The sequence below is a fragment of the Xanthomonas sp. LMG 8993 genome (genome assembly GCF_009835065.2).
GTDB classification, from domain to species: Bacteria; Pseudomonadota; Gammaproteobacteria; order Xanthomonadales; family Xanthomonadaceae; genus Xanthomonas; species Xanthomonas arboricola.
Window position 1 is genome coordinate 1 of record NZ_QVIF02000018.1, and the last position, 13,325, is coordinate 13,325.

A 13,325-nucleotide genomic window follows, 5' to 3' on the forward strand; every position below is an offset into this window, starting at 1 on the left:
GCCAGACGATTGGCGCGTGCATCCAGCTCGGCATAGCTGAGCGCGTGATCAGCATCGCATAGCGCGATCGCCTCGCCACGACGGGCTGCGCAGGCGGCAAACACCTCGGCGATGGTGGACTGGGCCGGATACGCACGGGCGGTGGCGTTGAAGCCGTGGACCAGTTGCTCGCGCTCGCGCTCGGACAGCATCGGCAACGCCGCCACCGGCTGCCCTTCGGCGTCGGGCAGTGCCTGCAGCAGCCGCTGCAGATAGCCGGCCCAACGCTGGATCGTTGCCGCGTCGAACAGGTCGGTGGCGTATTCGATCGCGCCGCCCACGCTGCCATCCGCATTTTCGACAAAGGTCGCAGTCAGATCGCAATGCGCGCTCTGGTGGGGCATCGACACCGACTGTACGTCCAGGCCAGGCAGCACCAAAGCGCGGCCGCCGGGCGTGTTGTCCAGCGCCAGCATCGTCTGGAATACCGGATGGTGGCCGAGATCGCGCACCGGCCGCAGTTCTTCGACCACTTGTTCGAACGGCACATCCTGGTGGTCATAAGCGCGTAAGGTCGCATCGCGCACCTGAGTGATCAGTTCGGCAACGCTGCTAGCCGCCGCCGGGTTGACGCGCAATGCGAGCGTGTTGACGAAGAAGCCGACCAGGGTCTCGGTCTCGCGTCGCTGACGGTTGGCGACCGGGGTGCCGATCACCACCTCACCCTGCCCGCTCAGCCGCGACAGCAGAACCGACCAAGCGGCCAGCAACGCCATGAAGAGTGTCGCGCCATGCGCAGAGGCCCAGTTGCGCAACAGTTGCGCCTGCTCCGGCGCCAAGCGCAACGGCAGGCTGGCGCCACGGTGACTTGGGCGCGCCGGCCGTGCCCGATCGCCAGGCAGCTCCAATAGCGCCGGCGCATCGCGCAAGCCTTGGCACCAAAATCGCAACGAGGCGTCGAGGCTGCCATCGGCCAGTCGCTGCTGTTGCCAACAGGCGTAATCGGCATAGGTCAGGCTCGGCGCCGGCAAGGGGTTGTCGCGGCCTTCAACAAAGGCCGAGTACAACACGGCCATGTCCTGCACGAGCAGCCCCATCGACCAGCCGTCGCCGGCGATGTGGTGTGTAGAGAAAAACAGAACATGATCGTCCTCACCCATATGAGCCAGTGCGACCCGCAACAGCACGTCCCCTGACAGGTCGAAGACGGCGCTGGCCTGCGCCTGCAGCAGTGCGTCCAGCGCGCTTGAGCGCGCTCCCTCTTCAAGCCCATCCAGTGCGTGCCGAACCATGGTCAGCGATGTCGCCGGCAACACACGCTGTACCGGCTCTCCGTCGTGGTCGGCATAGACGGTACGCAGGATCGCATGTCGTTCCAGCAGCGCTTCCAGCGCACGCTGCAATGCGGCCACGTCAAGTCGGCCGCGCAGGCGCAGCGCACCGGGCAAGTTGTATTGCGGGCTGCCGCCACCAAGGAGATCAACGAACCACAACCGACGCTGCGCGAATGACAGCGGGTAGCACGACGCCTTCGCTGCCGGTTGGATCGCAGCTAAGGCACCATTGCCGCGGCCACGCTCGAGAACGGCGATCAACGCGTCCTTGTGCGAACGGATGGCGTCCGCCAACTCCGGCGTGATCGCGCCGCGCGGCGCATTGCTGCGCAAGCGTCCTTCTTCGACAGAAAGCATGACCTGCCGTCGGCCGAGTTCATGCAGCAACGCGGCCAGATCCATGCTCACCATTCGGTCATCTCCATTGCGTCGTTCTCTTCCACCGTACCCGTTGCGACTTGTGCCCCAGCCGCAGTCAACGCATCGATCCAGGCCGCCAGCTCGACGATGGTCGAGCGAGCGAACAGATCGGCGATGCGCAGTTCGCAATCGAATTCGGCCTGCAGCGCGACTACCACCCGGGTCGCGAGCAGTGAGTGCCCACCGACCTCGAAGAAAGTACGGCGGGTGCCAACCGATTCGCGTTCGAGCACTTCGCACCAGACCCGGTGTACGCGGGTTTCGGTCGCCGTCTGCGGCAAAGTGTCGCCTTGATCCAGGCTCCAGTCGGGGGCCGGCAAGGCGGAACGATCGACCTTGCCATTGGTAGTCAACGGAAGTCCCGGCAGCACCACGATCGCCGCCGGCACCATGTAATCCGGCAGCACGGCTACCAGCGAAAGACGCGCCTGCAATGGATCGAAATCCTCGCCAGCCACTGTGTACGCGACGAGTTGACGGTCGCCGCGCTCATCTTCGCGAGCGACCACGACTGTCTCGCGCATACCCGGAAGTGCCGCAAGCGCCGATTCGATCTCACCCAGCTCGATACGGAAGCCACGCAACTTGACCTGAGCGTCACGACGGCCAACGAACTCGACGGTTCCGTCAGGCAACCAGCGACCGAGGTCGCCGCTGCGGTACAGGCGGCCATGCGCGCCGGTGTCGACGAAGCGTTCGGCAGTGAGCTCTGGCTGATTCAGGTAGCCCCGGGCCAGCCCGTCGCCACCGATCCATAGCTCTCCGACCACACCGATCGGCACCGGCTGCATCCGCTCATCCAGCAGATGTACGGTGGTGTTGGCGATTGGCCGCCCGATTGGAATCGCACGCTCGCCATCGACTGCTCCAGTGATCGCATAGGTCAGCGCAAACGTGGTGCTTTCGGTCGGTCCATAGCCGTTGACCAGTCGTGCCGGCGCATACGGCGACTGCGCCAACTCGGCGATCCGACGCGGGTCGAGTGCATCGCCGCCCACCAGCAAGTGGCCCAGCTGTGCCAAGGCCGGTCCAAGCACCGGCAGATGGCTGTTGAACAGTCCCACTGTCATCCACATCGCGGTGATGCCGGCACTCAACAGCGCGTCGCGCAAGGCCGCAGCATGCAGGACGGTCTGCTGGTCGAAAACGACCACGCGCGCGCCTTGAAGCCAGGCCGACCAGATCTCCCAGGTGGATGCATCGAACGCTGGGTTCGAGCAATGGGCGACGCGATCAGCAGGCGAGAGCGGGGCGAAATCTGTGCCAAACACCAGGCGCACAATGCTTCGGTGTTCGACCATGACCCCTTTGGGCTGCCCGGTAGAGCCGGAGGTATACATCACGTAGGCAAGTTCGCGGCCACTGGCTGGCTGGCGCGCAAGATTGAGCTGCGACTCATGCGACCACGCCTGTTCGTGCAGCGACAGGCGTTGCCCCACCCATGCTGCTGCGTCATCTGCGGCAAGAACGGCAACCGGCGCAGCGTCCTCGAGCAGATAGCTCACGCGCGCGTCCGGCTGGGCCGGATCGATCGGCACATAAGCACCGCCTGCCTTGAGCACTGCCAGCATCGCCACCAGCATCGCGACACCGCGTGGTGCCACGATCGCGACCCGTGCATCTGTCACAACGCCGCGCTCGCGCAGACCATGGGCGATGCGGTTGGCGCGGGCATTGAGCGTCGCGTAGTCCAGCATGATTCCGTCGGCCTGGACCGCGATCGCATCGGGCGTGCGCGCAGCCTGCGCCTCGAACAGGTCGGCCAGCGAGCTATCGTGAGGATACGGCGCGCGAGCGCCATTCCAGCCAGCGATCGTCGCGCGCTCAGCAGCATCGTGCAGCGCCGGCTCGCGTCCTGCGGCAACCGCTGCGGGCAGATCCTCGAGCACCCGCCCCAGATGCGCGACCAGGCGGCCGATGGTGGCCTCGGCGAAGTGCTCGGCGCGATAACCCATGCGCAGCAGCAAGGTGTCTTCCAGCACCGCAATCAGCGTCAGGCGGAAATGGGTGAACTGCGGTGCCGAATCACGCTCGATTCGCAGCTGGCCCGGCAGGGCTGCCGCCTGGTCGCGGGCATCGGTCGGCAGATTCTCGAACACCAGCAGGCTGTCGAACAGCGGCATTCCGCCGGCCTCCAACTGGATCTGCGGAAGCGGCAGGAAACCGTGCTGTGTGCTTTCGACAAATTCGGCATGCTGGCGCGCCAGCATCGATGCTGTATCGGCGTCGCGGCCAAAGCGCACCGCCACCGGTACAGTCTGAATGAACAGCCCGACCATCGATTCGATGTCCGGCACCTCCGCCGGGCGCCCCGACAAGGTGGTGCCGAACACGACCTCGTCCTCTCCGCTGTAGCGATGCAGCACATAGCCCCAGCTCCACTGCAGCAGGGTGTTGAAGGTGACCTTCAAGCGTTGCGCCATCGATTCCAGTGCACGCGTGGCCGCCACCGACAGACGCAACCGGCGCTCGCGGGAACCGTGTTCGCCGTCGGTAGGCAGACGGTCCACTCCCAGCGGGGTCGGCAGCGACAGTCCCGACAGTGCTGCGCGCCAGTAGCTGCGCGCCGCATTGGTGTCCTGGCGCGATAGCCAGGCGATGTAGTCGCGGTACGCGGCCGGCGCCGCAAGCGTATCCGGGCGACCTTCGCTCAGTGCGACATAGCGCTCCAGCACATCGCGATAGACCAGCGGCCCGCTCCAGCCGTCGAGGGTGATGTGGTGCTGGGTCCACAGCACGCGATGGTGATCGTGGCCCAGACGGAACAGCGTCAGCCGCAGCAACGGTGCGCTGGCGAAGTCGAAGCCGGCGTCGCGGTCGGCGGCCAGGAAGGCGGCAAAGCGCGCCTCCTGCTCGGCTGGTGCCAGATCGCGCAGATCTTCTTCGCGCCATGGCAGCTGGACCCGATCGATCACGATCTGTTGCAGCGTTCCGCCGGCCTCGGAGAACGCGGTGCGCAGGATGTCGTGGCGGGCCAGCGTGTCGTTCCAGGCGCGGCGGAACGCTTCTATGTCCAGGGGACCGTGCAGGGTCGGATACGACTGCACCACGTAAGCGGAACGTTCGAGCTGACTGTGGAAATGCAGGCCCGCCTGCATCGGCGTTGCCGGATACACCTGCGCGATCGCCCCATAGCGGCGCTGCCATGCGTCCAATTGCGCCTGGTCGACCGTGGCCAAGGGAAAGTCCGACGGCGTGCGCGTGCCGGCTCCGGGCGTGCTGCAATGATCGATAACTCGGTCCAGACCTTGCACGATCGCCTCGATCAGCGCTTGCGCCGTTTCGTCGCGATACTGGGCACGGCTGTAATCCAGCACCAGCGTGAGTTCGCCGCCGAACACACGTCCGGTCAAGCCAATCCTGCGCACCCTCCGGCGACGCGGGCTGACCTTGTCACCCACACCTTCCGGCGCGGCCTGGAAGGCAGTCTCCTCGTTGATCACCTGATCGAACTGGCCGAGGTAGTTGAACTCCAGGTCGGGCGGACCGAGCCGTCCGGCAGCCTCGACGAGTTCCGGGTCGTTGCCCAGCTGATGGGCGATGCCGAACCCGATGCCGTGATCGGCCTCCCGATACTGCTCCTTGACCGCCTTGATGACCTCGCCTACCTCGTCGCTAGCCGCGCTGATCACCAACGGATAGATGCCGGTGAAGTAACCAACGGTTTGCGTGACATCGAGCTCGTCGAACAGGTCCTCGCGACCGTGTCCTTCCATGCGCACGCGGAATGCGCTCGCGCCACTCCACGCGCGCAGTCCGAGGTAGACGCCCGCCAGCAGCAGCTCGTTGATCTGGGTCCGGTAGGCGGCCGCACAGTCTTGTTGCAGCCGACGAGTACGCGTCGGGTCGAGGCTGGCAGTCACCAACGCGTTATCGCTCATTCGCCCGACATCCTCGGTGCCGAAGTCGTTCGGCCACGGCTCCACGTGGAGTCGGCACTGGCGCAGCCAAAACGACCGTTGCGCCACCTGGCGCGACGAACCCACATGCTCGAGCAGGGCTTGACCCCATTGTTGGAACGAGGACGTCTTGGCGCCCAGTTCGATCGCTCGACCGGCCACGGCCTGGCCGTAGCCGCGCTCGATATCGGCGAGCAGGATTCGCCAAGACACCCCGTCCACGACGAAGTGCTGGGCCAGCAGCAAGAGACGCCCACTCTCGCCCGCACGGGCAGGCGCGAAATGGACCACCCGAAGCAGCGGCCCCCGCGCAAGATCGAAGCAGCGTTGCCAATGATCGCAACGCGCCGTCACGAACGCGGTTGCGTTGGTTTCGGGTAGGCGTTCGCGCACAATCGTTGCCGACAGCATTGCCTCGTCCAATGGCGCATACCAGGCCTGCCAGTCGCCATCGCGCTCGGCGAAGCGTAGGCGCAACGCATCGTGACGGCGATAGACCGCCGCCACCACGTCCCGCAGGATCGCTTCATCGACATCTGCAGGTGTCCTCAGCAGCACCGCTTGGTTGTAGTGATGGCGGTCCGTCTCGTCCAGGCCGATCAATAAGCGGTGCACCGGCAACAGCACCTGCCCACCTTCGATCGCCTGCTGCGGCGCCACGGCTGCAGGCGCGTCCAGCGTGGCGGCCAGCGCGGCCAACTCGGCCACGGTCTGGGCGACGAACAGATGGCGGGTAGTGAGCGCCAGCCCGGCCCTGTTCGCGCGCGATACCACTTGGATCGCCAGGATGGAATCGCCGCCGATCTCGAAGAAGTTGTCGTGCACGCCGACCAGCTCCAGCCGCAGCGCTTCCTGCCAAATCGCCACCAGCGTGATTTCATGTTCGTTGCGCGGCGCGACGTGCACGGCCTGGGACTGGTAATCAGGCTCCGGCAGTCGGCGCAGGTCGATCTTGCCATTGGCGGTCAATGGCAGCGCATCGATCGCTACGAATGCCGCCGGCATCATGTAATCGGGGAGATGCCGTTTGATTCGCTCACGTAATGCGCGCACCAGCAGCGCTTCGTTGACCTCTGCTTCGTTGGCGACGGCTGGCACCACGTAGGCGACCAAGCGACGCAGAGCGCCGTCGCCACGGACCGCGACCACGGCCTCGGACACGCTCTCGTGGGCGCGCAGCAACGCGGCGATCTCACCCGGCTCGACACGATGTCCACGAATCTTGATCTGGCCGTCGACGCGCCCGAGGAACTCCAACTCACCCTGCGCATTCCAACGCACACGGTCGCCGCTGCGGTACAGACGGCCACCGTCGGCGGCGAGTCCATCGATGAAGTTGAGCGCGGTCAGTGTTTCGTTCCCCAGATAGCCGTCAGCCAGGCCTGGACCACCGATGTAGAGCTCACCAGGCACGCCGACCGCCACCGGCGCGCCCTGTGTGTCGAGGACGCGTAATTCGACGTTTGGAAGGCCGCGGCCCAGGGTCAGCGGACGGCCGGGCACCACCTCGGCGCTGGTCGCAGCAACGGTGATCTCGGACGGGCCATAAGAATTGACCACGCGACAACGCTCGGCCCAGGCCCAGGCCAAGCGTTCGTCGCAAGCCTCGCCGGCGACGAACAGCACGCGCGGCGCCGGTGTAGAACCGATATCCAGTTGCGCCAGCAACGCCGGCGGTATGGCCGCATGGGTGATCTCGGCCGTGCTCAACAAACGTGCCAGTCGTGCTGGCGAGCGCCGGTCTTCTTCCGCGCAGACATGCAGGGCCGCGCCATTGGCCAGCGCCATCAGCCATTCCCAGACGGCTCCGTCGAAGCTCACCGACGCGAATGCCAGCACGCGGTCGCCCTCGCCCACCTGATACAGCTCGCGCTGCGATAGGGCCAGATTGATCATGCCGCAGTGCGGCACGATGACGCCCTTGGGGCGTCCAGTCGAGCCGGAGGTGAACACCACGTAGGCTGGATCCTGCGGACGCACGCCTGTCTGCGGGGCACCCGGATCGGCCGCGTCGGATGCGCCGAACAAGGCGTGGGCGAGAGCGCCATCGACCGGTACCACACTGTGCTCGCCCAACGCCGGGACCGCTTCCAGTACGCCCTGCTGGGTCAATACCAGTGCCGGCGCGGCATCCTCCAGCATCGCGGCGATACGCTCTTCGGGATAGGTCGGGTCGATCGGTACGTAGGCGGCGCCCGCCTTGAGGACAGCCAACAGACCTGCAAACAAATCGTGTGACCGCTCCATGCACACGCCAATCCGCGCCCCTGGCCCGATCCCCTGCGCATGCAAGAACGCGGCTATTCGGTTCGCGCGGCGGTCCAGGTCGGCATACGTCCACGCGTGGCCGTCGCAAACCACCGCTGCTGCGTACGGTGTCGCGCGCGCGCAGTGCTCGAACAACTGGTGCGCGCACAGTGCCGGACGCGGCAGGAGCGATGGTGCGCCGAGCGCAAGCACGCGCGCAGCATCGTCGGCTGACATCGCCGCCGACGCGAGCAATGGCGCCTGCGGATCCTTGGCGGCGGCCGACAAGCACGCCAGTAGCGCGTCGGCCAGGCGTTCGACGGTCTTGGCATCGAACAATTCGGTCGCATACAGCACGGTCATGTCGAAACCGTCGCCCAAATCGCGCACATGCAGTTCCAGATCGAAGCGCGACACGTCGATACCGGATTCCAGACCGCCCACGTTCAGGCCCGGCAGCGCGAGGTCTGCAACTTCGTCCTGGTGCATCGTGAAGCTGATTTGGAATATCGGGCCGTGGCCAAGACTGCGCGGTGGATTGATCGCCTCCACCACCAGGTCGAAGGGAATGGCCTGGTGTGCGAATGCATCCAGAACGGTGGTCCGGACGTGGCCTAGAAGTGTCTCGAAGCTTTGCGCAGTGTCCACGTGGGTGCGAATGGCCACGCTGTTAACGAAGCATCCGATCAGTGGTTCGGTGGCCGAATGATGGCGTCCGGAGACCGGCGAGCCGACCACCACATCGTCTTCGCCACTCCAGCGCGCCAGCACTGCGGCGAATGCCGCGTGCAGCAGCATGAACGGGGTCGCTGCGCGCGCCCGGGCAAGTTCGCGCAGGCGAGCGGATAGCGATGATTCCAGTCTGCGTTCGATCCGGCCGCCGGAAAAGGTGCGCTGTGTCGGCCAGGGTCGATCCAGCGGTAGGCCATGCACGGGCGGTGCCCCCTCCAGGCGCTCGCGCCAGTAATCCAGCCCCTGTTGCAGTCGCGCCTGGTCCAACACGCGTTGCTGCCACAAAGCGTAGTCCCCGTACTGCACCGCCAAAGGTGGCAAGGCCGGCCGGCGTCCTTCGCAGGCGGCGGCATACAGTTCGACGAACTCCTTGACCAGCAATGCGCTGGAGCCGCCATCGGAAGCAATATGATGCACCGTCAGCACCGCGACCCATTCCTGTTCGTCGATACGCAATAGCGCCGCGCGCAACAACGTGTCGGTCCCCAGGTCGAACGGCCGTTCGACCTCCTCGCGTATCCGTGCGGTCAACACGGCCTTGCGCTGGCTGACCGCGCTTTTGCGCAGGTCATGGAGTTCCAACGGCGCGTCCGCCAGGTCGACGACCTCGCACCGCCCATCACCATCGCCGGCCAGGAAGCGCGTGCGCAAGACCTCGTGGCGGGCCACGATACCGTCCAGCGCAATCCTGCAGGCCTCCATGTCCAGATCACCGCGCAGGCGCAGCGTCACGGCGATGTGGTATTGGCGGCTGCCGCCCTCGACCTGGTCGAGAATCCACAAGCGCTTCTGCGCGTGCGACATCACCGGCGCGGTGCCCGGCGGGCGCGGTCGCAATTGGATGCGCTGCTCGCCGTGGCTGTCGACGTGGGCGGCCAGACGACGCACGGTCGGATGCTCGAACAGGGCGCGCAGGGGCACGCTGCGCTCCAGGCGACGACCGATATCGGCGATTGCCCGGGTGGCCAGCAGTGAGTGACCACCGAGGGCGAAGAAATCCTCGTCCAGGCCGATCTTCGCGTGACCGAGGATGGCGCACCAGGAGTCGTGCAGGACCTGCTCGCTGACAGTCGTCGGCGGGGTCAACTCGTGTTTGGCCCCGGCATCGCTCCGCCATGCCGGCAACGCCGCGAATTCGCGCTTGCCGTTGACGGTCAGCGGCATTCGCTCGATCCAGACCACCGCTTCGGGCAGCATGTAATGCGGTAATTCGAGGGCTAACGTCGCACGCAGGCGCGCATCCTCCATCACTGGCGCGCCGTCGGCAGAGACCGCATAGGCCACCAGACGCCGATCGTGGTCGTCGCCGACAGCGACCACCGCGGCATCCTGCACGCCCGGCAGCGCCATCAGACGCGCTTCGATCTCCGCAGGCTCGATCCGATACCCGCGAATCTTCAGCTGCGCGTCGTCGCGACCGAAAAAACGCAAGCGGCCATCGACGCCCCAGGCCGCAAGGTCGCCGCTGCGATAGGCGCGGCAGCCATCGGCCTTGACGTAGAAACCACCGGCGTCGGCGCCGCCCCGATAGCCTTGGGCCAACTGCGGACCGACGATATGGAGCTGTCCGCGCACGCCGATTGGTACCGGCTGTCCATGGCGGTCGACGACGTCAATGCGCATGCCAGGGAACGGCCGCCCGATCGGCACCCCGTCCTCACTGGGCAATGCATCGGCAGGCCCAATGGCGTGGACCATGCAGCCGACCGTGGCTTCGGTCGGTCCGTACTCGTTGACCACCGTCGCCTTCGGTGCGACACGTTCGCGGAATCGGGCCAAGGTCGAGGTCGATAATGCTTCGCCACCGACGACCACGCGATGGGGCGCCTGTCCCGGGACCGTGGCCAGATTCGCCAACGCCTCCAGATGTGCAGGAGTGAGTTTGAAAAGCAGCGGTTCGGCGCCGACCATCAGGCTGGCCAGTATGGCCAGCGAGGCGTGCGGATCGGGTGGCAGCAAGTGGACCGGGCGACCGGTGGCCAGGGGCAGGATGAGCGAGGTGACGGTGGCGTCGAACGCGAGCGTGGTCGCAACTACGCCGGCAGCCAGCGCATCGGCGTCATAAAGGCATCGCGCACGATCCAGATAGTGCGCCAGCGCGGTATGACCAACGACAACGCCCTTGGGACGGCCGGTCGAGCCGGAGGTGTAGATCAGGTAGGCGGTGACGCCAACCGCATGCTCCGGTCTGCTGCTGGGGGCAGCGGTCGCGCGCGCAACTGCCAGCGCGTTGACATCGATGACCGCCATGCCGCTCGGGCAATGGACCGCTTTTGCCACATCGTCGCGCGCGGTCAGCATCGCGGCGGGCGCGGCGTCGATGAGGATCGCCGCGATGCGCGCTGGCGGTGATGTTGTGTCGACCGGCACATAGGCGGCGCCGACCTTCCATGCGCCCAGTATCGCGGCCACCATCCAGGCATCGCGCTCCAGCAACAGGACGACCCGGTCGCCCTCGCCGACACCGGCCACGCTCAGTGCATCGGTCACTGCATCGGCAGCGGCGCCAAGCTGCGCCCAGCTCCATTGCTGGTGGCCGGCGATCACTGCCACCGCGTCGGATCGCGCGTCGCAATGGCGCTGGATCTGCTTCAACGCCGTCTCGGGGACAGCCTCGGAGACTGCCCGACCAGCAGCCAGCGCGACCATCTGTTGGCGACCGGACGCATCCAGCAGATCCAGCGTACTGACCCGGACGGTATCGTCAAAGGCCATTGCCCGCAGCAAGCAATCAAAGTGGCCTAGCCAGCGGTCGATGGTGGTGCGATCGAACAGGTCGCAGGTGTACACCAACTCGCCACAGAACCCGCCCGCTTCATCGGCCAGTGCCAGCGCCAGGTCAAATTGCGCGCTGTGCCGCGGCGGCTGCAGCGCCTCTACCCGCACGCCCTGCAGGTCGGGTGCGGAGGTGCCTGCGCCGGATACGGTAAGGCTGGTCTGGAACAGCGGTGAGTGGCTGAGACTGCGCTGCGGTCGCAGCGCATCAACGACCTGCTCGAACGGCACATTTTGATGGGCGTAGCCGTCCAGGGTCAGCTCGCGGACCCGGCTCAGCAGGCCTGCCACAGACGGATCGTCTTCCAGATGCACATGCAACGGCATGGTATTGGCGAAAAAGCCGATCAGTGGTTCGACCTCCGGTCGCTGACGATTGGCGACCGGGCAGCCGACCACGACCGAGTCCTGGCCCGAGAGCCGGTGCAGCAAGGCCGCCCAGGCCGCCAGGAGGACCATGAATGGCGTCACCCGATGGCGCCAAGCCAGGTTGCGCAGCGCGTCGCTAGTCCCCTGGTCGATTCGTACCGGCACGCGTTCTCCGGTATAGCGTTGGTGCGCCGGCCGCAGACGGTCACTCGGCAGTTCCAGCAGCGCTGGTGCGCCTGCCAGATGCTGTTTCCAGTAGCTGATCTCCGTCTGCAAACGCGCCTGGTCCAGGCGTTCGCGCTGCCATGCCGCATAGTCGGCGTACTGGATGGACGGCAACGGCAGCGGATCGGGCTGGCCAGCAACGGTTGCGGCATAGATTGCGCCCAATTCGCGCACCAGCACCGCGTTCGACCAGCCGTCCGAGACGATGTGATGCATCGTGACCACCAATACGTGCTCCTCCTCGCCGGTATGCAGCAGGCGCATGCGCAGTGGTCCGCCGGTAACGAGATCGAAAGGTGCCTCGCCCTCGTCGCGCAGGTGCTCCCATATCCGCGATGCGGCATCCTCGCCGCGCAGGTCGAACAGCGGCAACGGTGGCACCGCGTGAGCCGGCAGGACCCACTGCACCGGCTCGCCGTCCTGATCGACGAAACAGGTCCGCAAGACCTCGTGGCGTTCGACAATACGAGCCAGCGTCAGCCGCAGCGCGTCCACGTCGAGGGCGCCGCGCAAGGCCAGCGCCGCGCCGACGTGGTAGGCGGCGCTGGCGGCCGGGTCGAGCTGGTGCAAGAACCACAGCCGCTGTTGCGCGAACGACAGCGGCGCTGGCCGCTGCGGCTGCCCGCGTCGGGGAATCGCCTCCGCGATCGGTAAGACAGCACTGTCCGAGAGGAATGCGATGAGGGCGTCACGGTTCTCGCGCAGCAACGCGACCGCACGTGGTGAAATGTCCGCGGAGGCCGAACGAGTTTTGAGCCGGTCCTGGTCGATGAAAGGAAATACGCCTTCGGCGTTGAGCAACGTCACGATCTCTGCAGGCCGCATCTCACCACTCCATTTCGATTTGCGTTGCGTCCGTTACGGCACCGGAGAGGTTCTCGCTGCGGATACGCTGATCGCTCACCAGCCGTGCCAGCGAGCGAATGTCGGGATTTTCGAAGAGACGTCGCAGCGGCAGTTCGATCCCGAACTCACGCTGCACATCGTTGATGACGCGCATCGCCAGAAGCGAATGACCGCCGAGCGCGAAAAAATCAGCGGTCGCGCTGACCCGCTCCAGATCCAGCGCCTGCGCCCAGATGCGCTCGAGCAGGCATTCAATCTCGCCTTCTGGCGCACTCCAGGGCAACTCGGCAACGGACGGCGCCGGCAGGCGTTTGCGATCCAGCTTGCCGTTGGCTGTCAGCGGCAGGCTCTCCAAGGGTACGTAGACCGACGGCTGCATGTATGTCGGCAAGCGCGACGTGGCCACCGCGCGAAGCGCCTCTTCCCAGCCCTCGCCCGAGACACCGCTTACCCAGGCCACCAGGCGTGCCGTAGCACCCTCCCCGTGCACCCCCACCGA

The 13,325-nt window shown here is 66.0% G+C and carries 3 protein-coding genes; all 3 read right to left on the reverse strand.

Annotated elements, in window-relative coordinates; all coding sequences use genetic code 11:
* Nucleotides 1-1,670: condensation domain-containing protein (locus tag DYQ94_RS20495; RefSeq protein ID WP_505414916.1), on the reverse strand; the 1,670-nt coding region annotated here is incomplete at its 3' end.
* A gap of 47 nt (nt 1,671-1,717) precedes the next feature.
* Nucleotides 1,718-12,805, reverse strand: a complete 11,088-nt coding sequence (locus DYQ94_RS20500) for a non-ribosomal peptide synthetase (RefSeq protein ID WP_160955279.1) — start codon at nt 12,803-12,805, stop codon at nt 1,718-1,720.
* Nucleotide 12,806: 1 nt separating this feature from the next.
* Nucleotides 12,807-13,325 (reverse strand): phosphopantetheine-binding protein (locus DYQ94_RS20505; protein WP_505414917.1); only part of this gene is annotated, 519 nt, incomplete at its 5' end.

Bases quoted from the DNA above. Each gene is read 5' to 3' on its own strand.
- DYQ94_RS20500 (WP_160955279.1), bottom strand. From the start codon at position 12,805: ATGCGGCCTGCAGAGATCGTGACGTTGCTCAACGCCGAAGGCGTATTT.